Below are 20,537 nucleotides of genomic sequence, written 5' to 3'. Positions count from 1 at the left end.
ACTGCTCAGCAGTGTGATTTATGTTATTTATCTCAAGCTGTTGGGAACTTAAGCGCTCTATAGTAAACTCGGTGGCACATTTAAGTGCAAGGGAATTCTAACATGAGTGAAAAATTTGTTGTTCAACTAAGCGAACAAGCAGCAGCGAGTCATTGGGGCGATAATGCGTCATTGTCTTTTAACGAGCGTGGTGCAACTGTTCATTTATCTGAGCAAGACACATTAAAAAATGTTCAAAAAGCAGGCCGTACTATTGCAAGCCAAGGCGTTAAAAATGTTGAATTAGCAGGTGATACTTGGTGTACAGAAAGCCAGTGGGCTTTTTACCAAGGCTTTGTAACACCAAAATCATTAAACGGTGTTGAGTTTGTTGATAACGCACAATCAGATATTAAAGAACTTGCTCACTTAAAAACGTCAGCAATTTGGGCACGTGAAATGGTTAACGGTACTGCCGATGACATTTACCCAGAAAGCCTAGCTGAAAAAGCAGCTGAGTTTATTCAATCATTAGCGCCTGAACACGTAAGTTACCAAATTATTAAAGGTGATGCGTTACTAGAACAACAGTGGATTGGTATTCATGCAGTTGGTCGCGGTAGTGTTCGCCCACCAGTATTGCTTGAGCTTGATTACAACCCAACAGGCGACGAAAATGCACCAGTAAGTGCTGCGCTTGTAGGTAAAGGTATTACGTTTGACTCAGGTGGTTACTCAATTAAATCAAGCGAAGGTATGCTTGGTATGAAGTGCGACATGGGCGGCGCTGCAACAGTAACAGCAGGTTTAGCATTGGCTATTAACCGTGGTATTGAAAAACGTATTAAGCTGTTTTTATGTTGTGCTGAGAACTTAATTTCGGGTCATGCATACAAATTAGGTGACATTCTTACTTATAAAAATGGCACAACAGTTGAAATTGTAAACACGGATGCTGAAGGTCGCTTAGTACTTGCTGATGGCTTAATGGCAGCAGGAGAGACTGGCGCTCCACTTATCATTGATGCAGCAACACTAACTGGAGCAGCGCTTGTTGCTGTTGGCCAAGAGTACAATGCATTATTTGCACTTGATAAAGAACTTGCACGTGAAGTTGAAAGTTTTGCATCTCAAGAAATGGAAGCTGCTTGGCCACTTCCTCTTGAAAAATGGCATCAACAAAACTGCCCATCTCCTTATGCTGATACGGCAAATAGCCGTGCACAAAAGGGTGGCGGTTACGGCGGTGCATCGAATGCTGCAGGCTTTTTATCACGCTTTGTGCCAAACGATGGCAAAGGCTGGGTGCACATAGATTTAGCTGCTGCTTTTAACATGGGCAGTACAAGCCAATGGGCAGCGGGCGCAACAACTCAAGGTATGCGTACGGTTGCTCGTACCCTACAAGAAAAAGCATAATATTTACTAAATTATGCTTTTTACACTAAAAATAGGCACCCTTGGGTGCCTATTTTTTAATTTACAGGCAAGCAATTTTATTTCATTTGCGGTAAAATCCGTCGCCAATACCTGTTTGAGTTTAATTTTTGCTTAACTCTAAGCTGCGCTCAAATCTTATATCCACCACTGGGGTTTCTAATTATGTCAGATAAGTGCTACATCACAGCTCAACAGCTGCTTGAAGATTCGTTCCGCGTAGCGGCACAAGTATACCAAGATGGCTTTCGTCCTGATTTTATTATTGGTATTTGGCGAGGTGGTGCACCGATCGGTATTGCTGTTCAAGAATATTACGATTATAAAGGCATTGAGACTGACCACATTGCAGTACGTACATCGTCTTATTACGGTATTGGTAAACAATCTAAAGAAATTAAAGTCCACGGTTTGCATTACATTGTTGAGAACGCAAATGCTGGCGACTCATTATTAATTGTTGATGATGTATTTGACTCTGGTCGTAGCATTGTTGCATTAAAAGAAAAGCTTTCAGAGCTTATGCGCTTAAACTTGCCACGTGATATTCGTATTGCATGTCCGTACTACAAGCCAAAAAACTCAAAAGTAGACACTGTTCCAGATTATTATATTCATGAGTCTGAAGAGTGGTTAGTGTTCCCGCATGAACTATCGGGTTTAACACCGGATGAAATTATTGCAGGTAAATCTGATCTTGTGAAAATTCATGACATTTTGCTAGAGAAGTAATCAGTAATTTGTATAAATAAAAAAAGGCCGTTAAGGCCTTTTTTTATGGGTAAATTTTAAATAACTTAAAGTTGAGCAAAGCTATCTACGTATTCACTTAGCTTTGGTATATCGACTGCTTGTAAGCCATCGTTACTTCTAAGTACCAAGCCTTTTTCGACAAGTTCTGTAACAACACGTCTGTAAGCTCGCTCAGTGGTAGCAAAGCGTTCGGCTTCAGCATTTACAGTTGGATAGGCTCTAAGTAGCGTAGGGTTGTTGTTCTCGGCTCTTAGTAAGCAATCTTTGGCTATGTTGTAGCTCAATGGTAGTAGTAGCTTATCTAAATTGATTTTTTGGTTTTCCTGAAATTTAGCCGCAATAGTTTGTGCGGTGTATAAACTCAGTTCTGGTTTTTCCAGCAACAGAGCACGCCAATGTCTTAATTCAATAAGATTATAAGTTACATCGCTAAAGCACGTTACCGTATAAATACACGGATTATTATTTAGCGCTTCTATTTCACCAATAAGGGTGTTGTTACAATCCAATTGTCCTAACAGCAGGCGTCGTCCATTACCTACGTCGTAACTAAACGACACAGTGCCACTGCGTACAAGCACAAGCTTGCTTAAAGGCTGATCTTGATGGATCAGAACTTCTTTTTTTGATTGTTGATAGCTACTACCGGCAAAGGTTAAAAGCTGATCAACAAGGTAACTAGAAAAATGGTATTGAAACATCAATGTGCTCTTCGGACATTTGTCCTATTTATTACATCTTAATGACGTTAGCATTAAGACACTAAGAATTTACGCTAACTTGCTACTAATATTATTAGCTTTGCTAATAGTATTATTTTACCTTCATTTCCCGTGTAATGATTTAAGAATTTGCTGGTATTTTCCGGCAAACTTTTTCAGGTTTTTAAGCAAGTTAGCTTTTTTATTTTGTTGTAACTTTGCAATACTTATAAGTGCCATAAGTTAGCAGTACATGTAATGCTAACCTAAAGGCTAGGAGAGAACAATTGAGTTGGGAATATTTAGGCTATATTGCATCAGCTTTATTGGTTGCATCGTTAACAATGACAGATGTAGTAAAACTGCGTTGGTACAACATGTTTGGTTGTATTGTATTTACTGCATACGGTGTTGCCATTGGCGCAGTACCTGTTATTTTTACCAACGGCTTATTGTCGCTTGTAAATTTATACCACATTATAAAAATATATCGCCAACCTAAGGTTGAAGACGCTAAAAGCTAAAATAAGTTATCTGCACAAATAAGTTAATGATTTCAATTAAAATCAAAACTTCAGTTTTTTGTGCATTCAGGCTTGAAGTGAATACAGATAATCTCATATCACTCTACATAACTTTCCTTTGAACCTTGCTGTAATCTCTTACTTGAAAGATGATTACCTTAGGTTTTAATACGCCGAACGTTAGCTAAATTCTGTTCGCGGATAACAAATATATAAATAAGCGCTTCTAAAAATTCCATTAAAAAATCCGATAGCAGTAAACTGCTATCGGATTTTTTATCTGTTATACCAACCTGCTTATATATGAATCTATTTAATGCTTCAAAGCGCTTAAATATTTATGTAGGTTGTGGTATTTACGCTTTTTCTAAATCTTCAACGTCACCTAAGCCAGCAGTTAGTTCTTCAAGTAATTGCTTTATTTCCTCTGAAGCTAAAATAAAGTCAGCATCAAGTTTTAAAGCCATATCTTCTTTAGGAATATCTGCGTTCTCTTCTTTTAGAGTTTCAGAGTAGCTTAAACGCTTGATAGAGCCATCGTTTTGCAGCATAAACTTGAGGCGTTCTTGCCAATCAAGTGCCAGTTTAGTTACGCGTTTACCACTTTCTAAGTGCGATTTAACCTCATCACATGCCAGATCATGGCCTTTTAGTTTTACTTGTGCACCGCTGTCGTCAGCTTCTTCAAGCTCAGCGTCAGAGCCAATAGCAAAGCCTTCTGGTGTACTAAAGTTAGTTAACCAATCAGTTAAGAATACATCTAGGTCGTAGTTAGCAAACGCAGGTACAACTGGGAGCGTTCCTAACGATTTACGAAGTAGTGCCAGTAGCTCTTCAGCTTTATTAAAGCTGCCACTATTTACAACCACCCAGCCATTTTCTTGGTCAATAAAGGCAAATTGTAAGCTCGACTTTTTAAATGCCTGGGGTAGAAGAGTATGAAGAGTGTTTTCTTTTAATTCGTCTTTTTCTTTCTTTTTAACAGGGCGGTTTTCTTCGGCTTCTATCTGATCAATTTTCTCAGCAACTAGTTCGTTGATAACAGAAGCTGGGAGTACTTTTTCTTCACGTTTTGCGCAAACTAAAATACTTTTTTGAGAAAAATGCGATAGTGTTTCGCCATGCTTTCCAAACGCTTTCGTCCAACCAAATGTTGCAAGCTCTTGACCAGTACATGGGCGAAATAAATCTTGCTCTAATGCTTTATCAAAATCTTCTTGGGTGTATGAAACGTCTTGCTTAAAGCGGTAACAAATAAGGTTACTAAACCACATAGGGGAATTGATCCATTTGAAAAATTTGTCCAATCATAGCAATAAAAACAGCATCTCGAAATGACTGATTTGTTACTAGGGCGTGTTGAACTTTATGGATTGAAATTTGTTCAATCCAAGGAAGATTAAATCGCAGCGCGAGGTTTGTAACCTAGTGGGCTCGGTAACTGCTCCTGCGTTACCCTACAGGCTTACATCCATGTAAGAATAAGTAAAAACCGAGCAAAGCTTCCGCGTCCTGCTCACGCCCCTTACCTACATCCATGTAGGCAACAAAGAGTTAATCGTCCCTAGATCGAGCTCAAAGGGCAGCGCATGTTTGGTATTTATGCTGCGTTATCAAATATTTATGGGGAATAACCACACTACATAGGCTCTGCCTTGCCTAAAAACCAAACATGTCGCTGCAAATTCAACCACCAAAGATCAACACGCCCTAATAATTTAATGCATATACTTTTTTTTATTCATATTTATCAAAAATAGGCATTGGCTTAGCCATGTTCTTTGGAAATTGAATATAGTAACGCAGACCTTTACCAGGTTCACTCGTTGCATCAATAGATCCACTAAGAGTTTGTTTAACTAAATTAAACATTATATGGGTACCTAATCCGCTTCCGCCCTCATCGCGTTTAGTCGTAAAGAATGGGTCAAACAATTTTTTCAATTGCTCACTGATAACTCCGTTACCGTCATCTTTGTAATCAATTGTTAAGTTAGTGTCATCTGCGCTTATTTTGATATCCATCACACCGTTGCTTTTACCTTCAAAGCCATGAATGAGTGAATTCATAATTAAGTTAGTAAAAATTTGGCTGATGGCGCCTGCCGGTAAATTTAAAACTAAATCATCAGGGCATTCTAATTTTATTGTATGGGATGTCTTTTTTAGTTTTGGATGCAGTGAGCGTATTACTTCGTTAGTGTAATCTTTAAAGTTAATAGTTCTTACAGCTTCACTGGCCTGATCGACCGCTATTTGCTTAAAGCTAGCAATAAGCTCTGAGGCTCTATCTAAGTTAGTGGTTAACAAGCTTGTACTTTGTTTTGCTTCGTTAATAAATTCTTCTAGTGCTTTTGGTGAAAGTGTTTTTTCACTGTAAGCAATTTCGAGTTTATTCAAGCGTTCTTGCAAAAACGATATTGCCGTTACACCTATACCAATAGGGGTGTTTATATCATGTGTAATACCCGCCACAAGTCCGCCTAGTGCGGCCATCTTCTCTGTGCCCAATAAACGTTCCTGTGCAAGGCTTAACTCTTCTATATAACGCTGAGATTCAGTTTGTTTTGTAATTAGCTCTTGCTCTGTGCTGCGGCGTAAATCTATTTCTTCAGTGAGCACAATTTTTTGCTTTTCAAGTTCGTATTTTTGCTGTTGTAATTCCATCATTGCTTGGCTTAAGTTTGATGTTTTACGGGCTACGTCTTGCTCTAGTTGTATGTTGTGATGATCGAGCTTTTCGTTACTAATAATGAGTTCTTTTTGGGTGTGCTCAAGCTCTTTTCTGTACTGAACCACTTTATCTATTAGTTTGTTAAACGACTGCTCCATTACTTTTAGTTCGTTATGCTCCTCTGTTTCTATTTCTATGTGCTGTCCTTCTAGCTCATCTAATTCTAGGTTTTCTAGTTGCTCAGTAAGCTCAGCTAAGGGATCTGTAAGAAGCTTTCTAAATGCCATTAAAAATAAAATAATTAAAAAGGTGGTTTTAATCATCGCATTACCAATCAAAAAGTAGATTGATACCATAATTCGGCTGAAAACAACTTCTCGGCTAGAGAACAAGGTAACGTCGCCCACTTGGGTAGCACGGCCAGAAAATTCAAAAATAAGTGGAAAGGTGTAACCAAACAGACCGGATTTCGCGTCTTCTAAAATAGCTTCTTCTTGTACTAACTGTTGGTTATATAGCTTATGTATGTCGAGCGAGCGCCCTAACTGTGAAATAATTTCGCCGCTGTCATCTCGAACAATAATCCCTTCAATCATGGGAATGGCGAGTAAACCTTCTGCTGTTGTAATTGTTTGCTTGGTATTAAGCTCCCAAATTGCACGTGTTAAGCTACGACTAAAGGTTTTTTGTAATGTACTTAATTCATCACGTATATAGTCTTTAGTATTGAGATATTCAGCAAGCACCTGTCCGCAAGTCACTACGAAGGTAAGCAAAAAATAAACGGATAAAACGCTTGTCAGTAGCTTCTTAGAAAGGCTTTTTTGTAACATGAGTGACTTGTTCATCCTTTGTTATTTTTGTAACGTTACTATTGTAATTTAAAAGTTAGTCAATAAACCTCTAAAAATAAATAAAAAAGTTAAAATTTAATAAGATAAATCTAATTAAGTTGGTATGTAGTATTAATGTAATTAAACTCAGCTATGAATTAGTAAATTTGTTAGACGTTAAGTTTTGTAAGTTTGATTAGAATTTAGTTTCGTTAATCATATTTAAATGAGTTAATTCTATATTTATCATTGCATTGAATTATTAATGCGCTAAGTATTTAGATGCGTGTTAAAGTGTCCTGAGTGCAAAGAAAGATGGTCTTTTAATAACTTTGATGGTTGTGTAGTAGTAAACATGATGAAATTTTCTATATTAGTCTGTGATGATTCTGCTGTTGCTCGTAAACAAGTCGTGCGGTGTTTAAATGAGTGTATAGACGCAGATATACAACAAGCTATAAATGGAGCAAACGCCCTCGATCTTTTAAGAGCACAAAACTTTGATTTACTGTGCCTAGACCTCACCATGCCAGAGGTTGATGGTATACAAGTACTTGAAACTATAAAAACAGAAAAAATAGAGTGCTTTGTGTTGGTTATTTCTGCTGATATACAGGAAAAAATGAAGCAACGAGTCGCCCAACTTGGCGCAATTGATTTTATTGATAAACCTATTAATAAATCAAGCTTGAATGAAATATTGCATAAATTTGGCATTCATTAGGTTTTTTCATGTTAAAAAAGGCTGTTTTATCTTTTAATTTAGGGTTGACAGCATAGCCTTTGTTAAGGCAGTCTTAACATATGAAAACAATTAATCGCGTACTGACCATTATTATTACAACCATCATTCTTACTGGATAGTGGCATAGGTCGGTGCAACAAATTTAAAGGCCTGTGTTCACTTAGAACACAGGCCTTTTTTCGTTTTATGGGATGAGGAACATAAACAATGCGAGTTTTAAAATTTGGTGGGTCTTCACTTGCCGATTATGCATGCTTACAACAGGTAGCTCAGTTAGTTAAAGCACAATTAAAAGATGAAATGTTATTGGTGCTTTCTGCTCCAGGTGGAATGACCGATTCGCTAGTTGCACTTGCAAGTGCTGCAGAGCAAGGCTTAGATTTTTCGCAGCAATGGCAAGCATTAGCGAGTCGTTGTGAAGGCTTAAAAGCTGACGTTGAAAAAAGCGGCGTAGTAGTTACAAGCTGGCCAGACCTAAGGGAACTTAAAAATAAATTAGATGGCGTGTCGCTTATACAGTGTTGCCCTGATCAAGTTCGCGCATTTGTAATTAGCTTTGGAGAGCGCGTTAGCGTTTCTTTAATGCAGGCTTTATTGAGCTCACAAGATGCAAGGTACTTAGAAGCAACAAGCTGTATTGCTTCAACTGGTGGCTACATTGATGCAGAAGCTGATTTAGTGGCAAGTAAAGCTCGCTTTCAAGCTGTGCTTAAAGAAAACCCTGCAACTATTTATATTATGCCTGGTTTTACGGCGAGTAATGATAAAGGTGAGCTTACAACGCTTGGCCGTAATGGTTCAGATTACTCAGCAGCTATTGCTGCGGCATGTTTAGAAGCTGAGATTTGCCAAATTTGGACTGACGTTGATGGCGTATATAGCGCTGATCCTCGTTATATTAAAAAAGCCACTAAAGTCGATTTTTTATCTTATAAAGAAGCGATGGAGCTTTCTTACTTTGGTGCAAAAGTACTTCACCCAAAAACAATTTTACCGTGTGCTAAAGCAGGCGTGCCATGTGAAATTAAAAATACGCATAACCCAGACGCACAAGGCTCATTAATTGGTAACGATTATTCATCTGATGAGCCCGTAAAAGCGCTTTCTAGCTTACAAGACCTTGCAATGTTAACTGTTTCAGGCCCAGGCATGAAAGGTAAAGTAGGCATGGCGTCTAAGGTATTTAACGCGCTTGCTCACGATAACGTATCAATTGTATTGATCACGCAATCATCATGTGAATTTAGTATTAGTTTTTGTGTGCACGAAACAGACCTAGCACTTGCACTAGATGCGCTACAAACTGCATTTGAGCTTGAATTACAAGCAGGGCTTATTGAGCCTGTACAAGTACAACGTAATTTAGCCATTGTTACTTTAGTGGGCGACAACATGCGCGCACACCGTGGCTTAGCGGCTAAGTTTTTTGCATCGCTTGCACAAGCGCAAGTAAATATTGTGGCAATTGCACAGGATTCTACAGAAAGTGCTATTTCTGCGGTAATTGATGGTGAGTTATGTAATGACGCTGTAAAAATATGCCATGAAAATTTTTTCACGCATGTGCCGTCAATTGATGTGTTTTTACTAGGTTGTGGCTTAGTAGGGCAAGAGCTTATTAATCAGCTTGAACGTCAGCAAGCTTGGCTTGAAAAGCGTAATATTAAACTTAACTTGTATGGTGTTGCTAACTCTCGTCAATTACACCTTGATAACGAAGGCATCGCTTTTAGTGATTGGCAGCAAAAATTGGCCTCATCTGAGCAAGCATTTGATTTAAAATTAGTAGAGCAATTTGTTAAGCAAAACCACTTAGTGAATCCGGTATTAGTAGATTGTACATCTTCAGATGCACTTGCTGCGCAGTATGTAGACTTTTTAAATGCAGGTTTTCATGTGGTTGCAGCTAATAAAAAAGCGACAACAAGCTCATACACGTATTACCAAGATTTAATAGCTGCTACGCAAAAGAATAATCGTAAATTTTTATACGAAACTAACGTTGGTGCAGGTTTACCAGTAATCGATAACTTGCAGTCATTATTTGGTGCCGGTGATGAGTTACTAGAGTTTAGCGGTATTTTATCAGGCTCACTTTCGTATATGTTTGGCGCACTTCAAGATGGTTTATCACTTTCTGAGGCAACTATTAAAGCCAAAGAAAGCGGTTTTACTGAGCCAGATCCTCGTGATGATTTATCGGGTACCGATGTAGCACGTAAGTTACTGATCATTGCTCGCGAAGCCGGTATGAAGTTGGAGCTAAGCGATATCGAAGTTGAGTCAGTATTACCACAAGGTTTTGCACAAGGTGATAGCGTTGATGAGTTTATGGCAAAACTACCAAGCCTAGATGCTGATTTTAATGACCGCATTCAAAGTGCTGCGAGCGAAGGTAAGGTACTTCGTTATGTAGGTACAATTAAAGAAGGTCACTGTAAAGTAGGTATTGAGGCTGTTGATGAAAAACATGCGCTTAATGTAATTCGCGATGGCGAAAACGCGCTGGCTATTTTAAGCCAATACTACCAGCCACGTCCGTTTGTAATTCGTGGTTATGGTGCCGGCTCTGAAGTAACAGCAGCGGGTGTATTTGCTGATATTTTAAAAACACTATCGCGCTAGGAGCTCGTTATGATTGAAGTATATGCCCCGGCGTCTATTGGTAATTTTGCAGTGGGTTTTGATGCACTTGGCGCAGCGCTTGCGCCAATTGATGGTAGTTTATTAGGCGATGTAGCCGTTGTAAGTGCAGCACCAAGTGACGAATTTATTTGCACTGGCGACTACGCTCACAAGTTACCAAGTGATGCGAATGAAAACTTAGCGTACCAGTGTTTAGTACATTTTAGAGCGCATGTTGCGCCTGATATGCCAAGCGTAAAGCTCGAGCTTAAAAAGAATTTACCAATTGGATCTGGACTTGGTTCTAGCGCATGCTCGGTCGTGGCTACCTTTGCTGCCCTTGATAAGTTTGCACAAACTAACTTAAGTCAGGTTGAGCTTATTGAGCTTATGGCTGACTTTGAAGCTGTAGTGAGCGGTGGTCGTCATTACGACAACATCACGCCATGCTATCTAGGTGGTTTGCAATTAACAGGTGATTTAATCCCTGATAAATCGATTGCACTGCCTGTTGATGAAAATTGGTACTACGTTGCTGCGTTCCCTGGTTTTTCACTCAACACTGCAAAAGCGCGCTCGGTTTTACCAAAAGAGTTGAGCATGCACGCAAGTGTTGAGTTTGCACAGCGTTTGTCGGCATTTAGTAGCTTACTGTTAACGAATCGTTTTGACGATGCGCTAAGCATAATGAAAGATGAAATAGCAGAACCTTACCGCGCACCGCTTATTGAAGGTTTTAGTGAAGCCAAAGCAAACTTACCAGCGCTGGGTGCTGAAATAGTGAGTATTTCGGGCGCAGGACCCACCTTGTTTAGTGTATGTAAAACACTTGAAGCTGCACAGCAATGCGCGCAGTGGTTAGAGGCAAATTACATTAACGAGCAAGGCTTTTGCCACATTTGTAAATTAGATAACGACGGCACGCGTCAATTAACAGTTTTATAGGATAGGTAGTCATGCAATTACATAATTTAAAAGATAGCTCACAAAAAGTGTCGTTCGTTGAAGCCGTAAAAACAGGTTTGGGTCGTAATCAAGGTGTGTTTTTCCCTGAATCCCTTGCCCCACTGTCCGATGTTGATGCTTTACTTGATATGGACTTTGTTACACGCAGTGGCAAAATATTATCTCACCTAATTGGTGATGAGCTGCCAAGCGACACTGTGGCACAAATGGTTGAAAATGCATTTAACTTTCCAGTTAAGCTGGTGGAAGTTGAAGAGAATACATACTGCTTAGAGTTGTTTCATGGTCCTACGCTTGCGTTTAAAGACTTTGGTGGTCGCTTTATGGCTGAGTGTTTAGCGCAATTTAATAAAGATGAAAAAGTAACTATTTTAACCGCAACATCGGGCGATACTGGTGCAGCCGTTGCACATGCTTTTTATAACAAGCCGAATATCGATGTTGTCATCTTATATCCTAAAGGCAAAATTTCACTTGCTCAGCAAAAGCTATTTACTACGTTAGGTAACAATATTCATTGTTACGCAGTTGATGGCAGTTTTGATGATTGCCAAGAGTTGGTTAAAAATGCCTTTTTAGATGAAGAAGTTAAATCAACACTTGGGCTTAATTCTGCTAATTCAATTAATATTAGCCGTTTAGTTGCTCAGGTTTGTTATTACTTTGAGGCCATTGCACAACTACCAAAAGAAAAACGCGCAACAGCGCATATATCAGTGCCAAGTGGCAACTTTGGTAATGTATGTGCTGCAATGATTGGTGCGGTTATTGGCTTACCTGTAGGTAAATTAAGTGCAACAACCAACCAAAATGATACTGTGCCGCGCTTTATGCTTGATAAAACCTGGACGCCAAACGCAACACTTGAGTCGCTTTCAAATGCAATGGATGTAAGTAAGCCAAACAACTGGCCGCGTGTGCAAACAATGTTAGATAATAACTGGTTTAGCTACGATAACTTTTATTCAACTAGCGTAAACGAGGAAGACACGCAATCGGTGATGAAAAAAATTCAACAAACGGGTTATGTTGCAGAGCCTCACACTGCTATTGCGTACCAAGGTCTTGTTGAAAATCGAGCGCCTGGTGCAGCGGGTATCTTTTTAGCCACAGCTCACCCTGCTAAGTTTAAAGAAAGCGTAGAGGGTATTTTAAATATTGAATTAGGTATGCCAAAACCACTTAGCGACGCACTAGCAAAACCATGCCTAGCAAGCGATATAAAGGCCGATTACGACGCATTACGTACAGAAATACTTGCTAAACTTGGCTAAGTTAATTAATTCAAAAAGGCGGTTAAGCCGCCTTTTTTTATAACTTTAGGCTCTTAAATCTAGTGAGTTGCATTTACTAATTAAATGTAGGAAATAGCATTCATTTAAAATCGTTATGGTTTTATAAGAAAATATCATCTTAAAAAGTCTGTGAAATAGTTTCAATCCCTGTTTAAATATCCTCAACTTAAGAGCGTAGGCAAAGAGTCGTTTAAAGCGTACAATAAAGCCTCTAAAAAACACCATACACGTTGCCCTAGGAGACCCCAATGTTAGAACGTAGCATGAATATTTCGGATTTTGATCCAGAGTTATTTGACGCGATAAACAAAGAAACTGCTCGCCAAGAAGAGCACATTGAACTAATCGCTTCAGAAAACTACTGTAGCCCACGCGTACTAGAAGCGCAGGGTTCACAGCTTACAAATAAATACGCAGAAGGTTACCCTGGCAAACGTTATTATGGCGGTTGTGAGCACGTTGATGTTGTTGAGCAATTAGCAATTGACCGTGCTAACGAGTTATTTGGTTCTGACTACGCAAACGTACAACCACATGCTGGTTCGCAAGCTAATGCTGCTGTTTTTCTAGCGCTATTAGAAGCAGGCGACACTGTACTTGGTATGAGCTTAGCTCATGGTGGTCACTTAACTCACGGATCACACGTAAGCTTCTCTGGTAAGCTTTACAATGCAATTCAATACGGACTAGATGAAACAACGGGCGAAATTGATTACGCACAGGTTGAAGCACTAGCACTTGAGCATAAACCAAAAATGATTATTGGTGGTTTCTCAGCGTACTCAGGTATTGTTGATTGGGCTAAATTCCGTGAAATTGCTGACAAAGTAGGTGCTTACCTGTTTGTTGATATGGCTCACGTTGCAGGTTTAATTGCGGCAGGCGTTTACCCAAGCCCAGTTCCTCATGCACATGTTGTAACTACAACTACACATAAAACACTTGCTGGTCCTCGTGGTGGTTTAATTATCTCTGCATGTGGCGACGAAGCAATCTATAAAAAGCTTAACAGCGCAGTTTTCCCTGGTGGCCAAGGTGGTCCTTTATGTCATGTTATTGCAGCAAAAGCAGTGGCATTTAAAGAAGCGCTTCAACCAGAATTTAAAGTATACCAAACACAAGTTGTTAAAAACGCAAAAGCAATGGTTGCTGTAATGCAAGAGCGCGGCTACAAAATTGTATCTGACAAAACTGAAAACCACTTATTCCTACTCGATTTAATCGATAAAGATATCACTGGTAAAGATGCAGATGCAGCCCTTGGTAACGCTAACATCACAGTTAATAAAAACTCAGTGCCAAACGATCCACGTTCTCCGTTTGTAACATCTGGTTTGCGTATTGGTTCTCCTGCAATCACTCGTCGTGGTTTCAAAGAAGAAGAATCAAAAGAGCTTGCTGGCTGGATTTGTGACGTACTAGATAACATCACTGATGAATCTGTACAGGCGCAAGTTAAAGAAAAAGTAAAAGCAATTTGTGCAAAATTACCTGTTTACGCTTAATTGCATAAGCAGCAGTAATTTAGATCACATAGGCTAGGGGCCTGTTTATCTTTCGAGGTTTAATTTGCAGTAGTATGTTTGGTTTTTAGGCAAGGCAGAGTCTATGTAGTGTGGTTACTCCACACAAATAGGCGATAACGCAGTATAAATGCTAAACATGCACTGCCCTCGGGTTCGTCCTAGGGGCGATTTACTCTTTGTTGCCTACATGGATGTAGGTAAGGGGCGTGAGCAGGACGCGGAAGCTTTGCTCGGTTTTTACTTAGCCCACTAGGTTACAAACCTCGCGCCGCGATTAAATCGCCCCTAGATAGAACAAATTTAATCCTGAAAGGTCAACAGACCCTATTTTTTTGCTAAGATTAAAGGCCGCTAAATAGCGGCCTTTTTTGTTTTAAAACGGAAGTACCGAGCTATGCATTGTCCATTTTGTACCGCAAAAGATACTAAAGTTATTGACTCACGCCTTGTTGGTGGAGGCCATCAAGTTCGCAGGCGCCGTGAGTGCAACGACTGCCATGAGCGCTTTACTACATTTGAAGGCGCTGAACTGGTTATGCCTCGTGTTATTAAACAAGACGGCAGCCGCGAACCATTTAACGAAGATAAATTATTAAATGGCTTAAATCGCGCACTCGAAAAACGCCCAGTGAGCACAGAGCAAGTAGACGAAGTAGTGAATATAATAAAATCGCAGTTGCGTGCTACAGGCGAGCGAGAAATTTCAAGCCATTTGGTTGGTGAATGCATTATGGAAGCCCTCAAGAAGCTCGATAAAGTAGCGTACGTAAGATTTGCCTCTGTTTATCGCTCGTTTGAAGATATACGCGAATTTGGCGAAGAAATTGCCCGCTTAGGGGAGTAATACCAATTTTATTAAAAATATGATCATTCTATCGCATTAAATAGCGCACTCACTGCGTTAAAAATTATTCATATAGAACAACTATATGTCATAATTTTCGCCTTGTTATTGCGCTATCTTCTTAGCGCTATAATGGACCACTTATTTAACGCAATTGGTATAATAAATGCTTAACCAAATTACTTTTACTGAACATGATGAAATATATATGGCACGCGCCATAGAGCTTGCCAAAAAAGGTCGGTTTACTACCACACCTAACCCTAATGTTGGCTGTGTTTTAGTTAAAAATAATCAAATAATTGGTGAGGGGTTCCATCAATTAGCTGGTCAAGGTCATGCAGAAGTAAATGCACTGGCTGTCGCTGGAAAAAGTGCACAAGGTGCAACGGCTTATGTAACGCTTGAACCGTGTAGTCATTATGGCCGTACGCCACCGTGCGCCGAAGGCTTAAAAGCTGCCGGTGTGGTAAAAGTAATTGCTGCTATGGTTGATACAAATCCACAAGTTGCTGGCAAAGGCCTTAAAATACTGAGCGACGCGGGTATTGACGTTGCTTACGGGTTACTCGAATCACAAGCTCGCGCACTTAACGTTGGCTTTTTTAAGCGTATGGAGCAAGGCTTACCTTATGTGATTTGCAAAATGGCAGCGAGTATTGATGGTAAAACAGCGCTTAAAAATGGGCAAAGTAAGTGGATCACAAGTCCTGCTGCTCGACAAGACGTACAATTATACCGAGCGAAAAGCTGCGCTATTTTAACCGGTGCCGATACAGTGTTAGTCGATGATGCTAAACTTAATGTGCGACTAAGTGAGCTGCCTTGCACACTGCCTACTGATTTGCCGCTTCGCCAGCCCGTGCGTGTTATAATTGACTCTCAAAACCGTTTAACACCTGACCTTGCTTTATTTGAAATCCAAAGTGATGTAATAATATTTACGACTAAGGTTGATAAATCATTGCAATGGCCGCATTTTGTAAAGCATATTGAAGTCAGTGAAAGTAACGGTAAAGTTGATTTACAAGCCGTTTTAGAAAAACTTGGGCAACTGCAGTTTAATAATGTTTGGCTTGAAGCTGGCGCAACACTTGCTGGTAAAATGACAGAGCTTAATTTAGTTGACGAGTTTGTTTTTTATTTAGCGCCTAAACTAATGGGCCATGATGCAAAAAGTTTAGTTAATTTTCCTGAATTGACGAGTATGCAAAACACCGTTGATTTAACATTTAATGAATGTGCGCGCATTGGTGACGATTTACGTATCACCGCGTCAAAACTCATTAAAATCACTTAATAAAAAGAGTAGTGCTATGTTTACTGGGATAATAGAAGCCACAGGCAAAATTGCTTTATTACAAAAAAAACAAGGCGACTTAGCCATTCGTATCCAAAGTGCTGATCTTGATATGACAGACGTAAAGTTAGGTGACAGCATTGCAACTAATGGTGTTTGCTTAACTGTAGTTGATAAACATATTGATGGTTTTAGTGCGGATTTATCTAATGAGACGATTAGTTTGACCGGTTTTGCTCACTATGCTTTAGGACAAACGGTGAATCTTGAAAAAGCCATGCAACCTGTTTCTCGTTTAGGCGGTCATTTAGTGTCTGGCCATGTTGATGGTATCGCAACAATTACAAGTATTACAGCAAACGCCAGAGCAACAGAATATTGGCTTACAACAGACGAAAATTTAATGAAATACATTCCGTACAAAGGTTCGGTATGTATTGATGGTATAAGCCTGACAGTAAACGCTGTAGAGGGCAATAAATTCAAATTAACAATTGTCCCACACACGAGTGAGCAAACCACAATTGCTCATTTTAAAGTAGGTACCCAAGTTAATTTAGAAGTCGATCAAATTGCACGTTATTTAGAGCGCCTTATAAAGGGTGCAGAGCAACCAACGGGCTCTGATATTTCGATGAGCTTACTCGCTAAAGCGGGTTTTATTAAATAACGAAACTGACAACTTACACGAGCAAATTTATGAATTTACACAGTGCGCAAGAAATCATCGACGATATTAAAGCCGGTAAAATGGTTATTTTAATGGATGATGAAGATAGAGAAAATGAAGGCGATTTAATAATAGCTGCTGAGCATATTAGCGCAGAAGCGATTAATTTCATGGCTACCCATGGCCGTGGTTTAATTTGTTTAACCATGACGCAAGAGCGTTGCGAGCAACTTGATTTACCGTTAATGGTTAAAAACAATGGTGCAGCATTTTCGACTAACTTTACAATGTCGATAGAAGCATCAAAAGGTGTTACAACCGGTATTTCAGCAGCAGATAGAGCGCGTACAGTGCAAGCGGCTATAGCTAAAGGCGCAGTCCCAAGTGATATTGTTCAGCCTGGACATATTTTTCCTATTATGGCGCAACCTGGTGGCGTATTAACTCGCGCAGGACACACTGAAGCTGGCTGTGATTTAGCGCGTTTAGCTGGACTTGAAGCATCATCTGTTATTGTTGAAATACTTAATGCTGACGGCACTATGGCACGTCGCCCTGATTTAGAAGTTTTTGCGAAAGAGCACGATATTAAAATTGGCACCATTGCTGATTTAATCGAATACCGCAACTTAAACGAAACAACAATTGAGCGAGTAGCAAAATGTAAGTTACCAACTGTTCATGGTGAATTTGATTTAGTTACTTACAAAGACACAATTGACGGCCAGTTACATTACGTATTGCTCAAAGGCGATATAAAAGATCAAGAGCCGACAAATGTACGTGTACATTTGCAAAGTACCTTTAACGATATTCTACTTTCAGACAGAAGTGCTGACCGTAGCTGGGGTCTTTCTGAAGCAATGGCCTACATTGCTAAAAATGAAGGTGCTTTAGTTATTTTAGGTAAGCAAGAAAGCACTGAAGAGCTAGAGGCAACTGTGAAAGCATTTGCAGCAGCTGATGCCGGCGAAAGCGTTACGCCACGTAAATTCAAAGGTACATCTCGTACTGTTGGCGTAGGTTCGCAAATACTTGCCGATCTTGGAATTAAACAAATGCGATTAATGAGTCGCCCTAAAAAGTACCATGCACTTTCGGGCTTTCATTTAGAAGTTGTTGATTACGTTGAGCCACAATAAGCATCACGCTTAAACTAGGCTATTATTTTATTTTTATGGTATGATGCGCAGCAATTTTTGCGCAATCGCAACCGCTTGAACTTATTTTTAGGGTTATCAAATGAAAATTATTGAAGGTAATAAGTACGCTCCAGGCAAAAAATTTGCCATTGTCATTTCTCGTTTTAATGACTTTATTGGTAGCAGCCTCTTTGCAGGTGCTGTTGATGAGCTAAAACGCACAGGTGGCGTATCAGATGACGACATTACCGTTATTTATGTGCCAGGCGCGGTAGAATTACCTTTAGCGGCTAAACGCGTTGCGGCAAAAAAAGAGTATGATGCAATCATCGCATTAGGCGTAGTGATCAGAGGTGGTACACCACACTTTGACCTAGTTGCTGGCGAATCAAACAAAGGTCTTGCGCAAGTATCACTTGAGTATGATATCCCGGTTGCATTTGGCGTATTAACCACAGAAAGCATTGAACAAGCAATTGAGCGTGCTGGCACCAAAATGGGCAATAAAGGCGGCGAAGCTGCTTTAGGCGCGCTTGAAATGGTTAATGTGTTAGATAAAATTTAAGTTTAAGGAATTTTTGTGAAACCAGCAGCAAGACGTAAAGCACGTATCTTAGCACTCCAAGCCGTTTATTCTTGGCAAATAAGTGGCAATTTAATTGCCGATATCGAACAACAAATGTTGATCGAAACAGACGTTACTAAAATTGATGTTGAATACTTTAAAGATCTAGCGACGGGTGTTGCTGTAAATTACAAGCAACTAGACGAAGCTGTATCACCACATTTAACACGTCCGTTTGATGACTTAGATATGGTTGAGCGTGCAATTTTACGTTTAAGCAGCTATGAGCTTAAGTTCCGTGAAGACGTACCTTATAAAGTTGCTATTAACGAAGGTATTGAGCTGGCCAAAATTTTTGGCGCTGAAGACAGCCATAAATTTGTAAACGGTGTACTTGATAAAGCTGTTAAGCATTTACGCAAGTAAGTAAACCGTTAAAGAGGGGAGCCGGCATAGGCCGGCTTTTTTGTGTATGAAGGAATTTGAATTAATTAACCGCTACTTTAAAGGTCGCGGTATCACCCGTCGTGATGTAAACCTAGGTATAGGGGATGATTGCGCTTTAGTAACCGTTCCACAAAACTGCCAACTTGCCGTTACAACAGACACTCTTGTTGCTGGCGTACACTTTTTTGATGATATTTCCCCTCGTGCATTAGGTCACAGAGCGCTTGCTGTTAATTTAAGTGATTTAGCGGCCATGGGCGCTGAGCCAACTTGGGTTTCAGTTGCGTTAACTTTGCCAAGTATTGACCCACAGTGGATTGAAGAGTTTACTGATGGCATGCATGAAATTGCTGAATATTTTAATGTGCAGATTATAGGTGGCGATACAACTCAGGGCCCATTAACCATCACTATTTGTGCGAAAGGGACTGTACCCGAAGGTACTGCACTTCGTCGTAGTGGCGCAAAAGTGGGTGATTGGATTTATGTTACGGGTCCGCTAGGTGACGCTGGACTTGCAATTGAGTCTCGCAAACAAGGTATAAGTATTGATCCAGAACATTTAAAGTACGTAAATAAACGCTTTGACTTTCCAACCCCACGTGTTGCTGCAGGGCAGGTATTACGAGGCCTAGCATCATCGGCTATTGATGTGTCGGACGGCTTAATCGCTGATTTAAGTCATATACTAGATATGTCACAAGTAAGTGCAGTGGTGAATGTTGAAAGTATTCCAACTTCAGATGCGATGCAAGCAAGCCTTGATTTTAATCAGCAGCTGCCATTTATTCTCAGTTACGGTGATGATTACGAATTAATTTTTACGGTCCCTGATAGCAATAAAAGTATGTTAGAAATAAAGCTACGCCAGTATGGTGTAGATGCAACATGCATTGGCCAAGTTAAAAGTGGCGATGGCCAAATTGAGCTTTTACACAACGGTGAAAAGTTTGATTTTGAACCGCAGGGTTTTGAGCACTTTGCAAAGGAGCTGGTTTGAACAATAACCGCAAGTTTAATTTAAAGCGTCCACATCAGTTTTTTGGTCTGGGCTTTGGGACAGGGCTTGCCCCTAAAGCGCCCGGTACATTTGGTACGTTTGCTGCCTTGCCATTCATTTTTATGACCATGTACTATCCGTTATGGCTGCAAATTGTATTTGCCGTTGTGATCAGTATATTTGGTATATGGGCGTGCGGTAAAACGGCTGATGATTTAGGCGTGCACGATCATCCTGCTATTGTATGGGATGAAGTGGCGGGTTATTACATCACTATGATTGGCGCAGCACTTAACTGGCAAACATTACTCGTAGGTTTTTTGTTATTTCGCTTTTTTGATATAGCAAAACCCGGCCCAATCCGTATGCTAGACAAACGAGTACATGGCGGTTTAGGTATAATGGCCGACGATATACTTGCGGGTATTTTTTCGCTTATATGTTTACAAGCGTTAATAAAAGTGGGTTTACTGCCCTTTTAATTTTTATATTTGATTTGTTTAACTAGGTG

General features: G+C 39.9%; 19 protein-coding genes. 16 read left to right on the top strand and 3 right to left on the bottom strand.

Features of this window, described 5'->3' with window-relative positions:
- Positions 1–102 precede the first annotated feature (102 nt).
- Both pepB and I6E69_RS12520 read left to right on the top strand, forming a co-directional pair.
- A complete protein-coding gene (pepB, locus tag I6E69_RS12525; protein ID WP_002962668.1) occupies positions 103–1,398 on the top strand; it encodes an aminopeptidase PepB in 1,296 nt (431 codons plus the stop codon).
- A gap of 183 nt (positions 1,399–1,581) precedes the next feature.
- The gene (locus I6E69_RS12520) at positions 1,582–2,148 is read left to right on the top strand and encodes a phosphoribosyltransferase (protein ID WP_002962666.1); all 567 of its coding nucleotides are present in this window, start codon (positions 1,582–1,584) and stop codon (positions 2,146–2,148) included.
- Positions 2,149–2,213: 65 nt separating this feature from the next.
- On the opposite strand, the gene I6E69_RS12515 is transcribed toward I6E69_RS12520, so the two are convergent.
- Positions 2,214–2,870: a Crp/Fnr family transcriptional regulator gene (locus tag I6E69_RS12515; RefSeq protein WP_002962665.1), complete on the bottom strand. Its 657-nt coding sequence runs from the start codon at positions 2,868–2,870 to the stop codon at positions 2,214–2,216.
- Positions 2,871–3,157: 287 nt separating this feature from the next.
- On the opposite strand from I6E69_RS12515, the gene I6E69_RS12510 reads away from it, so the two are divergent.
- Positions 3,158–3,394 (top strand): YgjV family protein, encoded by a 237-nt coding sequence (locus tag I6E69_RS12510; RefSeq protein ID WP_002962663.1) that lies wholly within the window; start codon positions 3,158–3,160, stop codon positions 3,392–3,394.
- Between the two features lie 356 nt (positions 3,395–3,750).
- On the opposite strand, the gene rdgC is transcribed toward I6E69_RS12510, so the two are convergent.
- Positions 3,751–4,668 (bottom strand): recombination-associated protein RdgC, encoded by a 918-nt coding sequence (rdgC, locus tag I6E69_RS12505; RefSeq protein WP_197121363.1) that lies wholly within the window; start codon positions 4,666–4,668, stop codon positions 3,751–3,753.
- Positions 4,669–5,131: 463 nt separating this feature from the next.
- Positions 5,132–6,901, bottom strand: a complete 1,770-nt coding sequence (locus tag I6E69_RS12500; protein WP_197121362.1) for a sensor histidine kinase — start codon at positions 6,899–6,901, stop codon at positions 5,132–5,134.
- 355 nt (positions 6,902–7,256) lie between these two features.
- Here I6E69_RS12500 and I6E69_RS12495 point away from each other — a divergent pair, with 355 nt between their 5' ends.
- The 13 genes from I6E69_RS12495 (at position 7,257) to I6E69_RS12435 (ending at position 20,508) form a co-directional block, all read left to right on the top strand.
- The gene (locus tag I6E69_RS12495; protein ID WP_024596295.1) at positions 7,257–7,625 is read left to right on the top strand and encodes a response regulator; all 369 of its coding nucleotides are present in this window, start codon (positions 7,257–7,259) and stop codon (positions 7,623–7,625) included.
- A gap of 228 nt (positions 7,626–7,853) precedes the next feature.
- Positions 7,854–10,271, top strand: a complete 2,418-nt coding sequence (thrA, locus tag I6E69_RS12490) for a bifunctional aspartate kinase/homoserine dehydrogenase I (protein ID WP_182715566.1) — start codon at positions 7,854–7,856, stop codon at positions 10,269–10,271.
- A gap of 9 nt (positions 10,272–10,280) precedes the next feature.
- Complete coding sequence (thrB, locus tag I6E69_RS12485) at positions 10,281–11,216, top strand: homoserine kinase (RefSeq protein ID WP_138489566.1); 936 nt, start codon at positions 10,281–10,283, stop codon at positions 11,214–11,216.
- A gap of 11 nt (positions 11,217–11,227) precedes the next feature.
- On the top strand, positions 11,228–12,511 hold the full coding sequence (gene thrC, locus I6E69_RS12480; protein WP_197121361.1) for a threonine synthase: 1,284 nt from the start codon (positions 11,228–11,230) through the stop codon (positions 12,509–12,511).
- Positions 12,512–12,780: 269 nt separating this feature from the next.
- Entirely contained in the window at positions 12,781–14,037 is a 1,257-nt protein-coding gene (gene glyA / locus I6E69_RS12475; RefSeq protein ID WP_002961763.1) for a serine hydroxymethyltransferase, read from the top strand.
- Positions 14,038–14,452: 415 nt separating this feature from the next.
- Positions 14,453–14,902, top strand: coding sequence for a transcriptional regulator NrdR (gene nrdR / locus I6E69_RS12470; RefSeq protein WP_002961761.1), 450 nt, complete (start codon positions 14,453–14,455; stop codon positions 14,900–14,902).
- 166 nt (positions 14,903–15,068) lie between these two features.
- Positions 15,069–16,202, top strand: coding sequence for a bifunctional diaminohydroxyphosphoribosylaminopyrimidine deaminase/5-amino-6-(5-phosphoribosylamino)uracil reductase RibD (gene ribD / locus I6E69_RS12465; RefSeq protein WP_197121360.1), 1,134 nt, complete (start codon positions 15,069–15,071; stop codon positions 16,200–16,202).
- A gap of 16 nt (positions 16,203–16,218) precedes the next feature.
- Complete coding sequence (locus I6E69_RS12460) at positions 16,219–16,872, top strand: riboflavin synthase (RefSeq protein WP_002961757.1); 654 nt, start codon at positions 16,219–16,221, stop codon at positions 16,870–16,872.
- A gap of 29 nt (positions 16,873–16,901) precedes the next feature.
- A complete protein-coding gene (ribBA, locus tag I6E69_RS12455; RefSeq protein ID WP_197121359.1) occupies positions 16,902–18,014 on the top strand; it encodes a bifunctional 3,4-dihydroxy-2-butanone-4-phosphate synthase/GTP cyclohydrolase II in 1,113 nt (370 codons plus the stop codon).
- A 100-nt stretch (positions 18,015–18,114) separates the two neighbouring features.
- On the top strand, positions 18,115–18,579 hold the full coding sequence (ribE, locus tag I6E69_RS12450; RefSeq protein ID WP_197121358.1) for a 6,7-dimethyl-8-ribityllumazine synthase: 465 nt from the start codon (positions 18,115–18,117) through the stop codon (positions 18,577–18,579).
- 15 nt (positions 18,580–18,594) lie between these two features.
- Positions 18,595–19,005 (top strand): transcription antitermination factor NusB, encoded by a 411-nt coding sequence (gene nusB, locus I6E69_RS12445; RefSeq protein ID WP_002961751.1) that lies wholly within the window; start codon positions 18,595–18,597, stop codon positions 19,003–19,005.
- 46 nt (positions 19,006–19,051) lie between these two features.
- Entirely contained in the window at positions 19,052–20,026 is a 975-nt protein-coding gene (gene thiL / locus I6E69_RS12440) for a thiamine-phosphate kinase (RefSeq protein WP_197121357.1), read from the top strand.
- Positions 20,023–20,508 (top strand): phosphatidylglycerophosphatase A, encoded by a 486-nt coding sequence (locus I6E69_RS12435; RefSeq protein WP_182196916.1) that lies wholly within the window; start codon positions 20,023–20,025, stop codon positions 20,506–20,508. Before thiL ends, I6E69_RS12435 begins: the two co-directional genes overlap by 4 nt.
- Positions 20,509–20,537 lie beyond the last annotated feature (29 nt).

The sequence above is a fragment of the Pseudoalteromonas sp. NZS100 genome, assembly GCF_015864815.1.
GTDB lineage: Bacteria > Pseudomonadota > Gammaproteobacteria > Enterobacterales > Alteromonadaceae > Pseudoalteromonas > Pseudoalteromonas distincta.
This window is presented reverse-complemented; position numbering and strand designations above follow the sequence as displayed.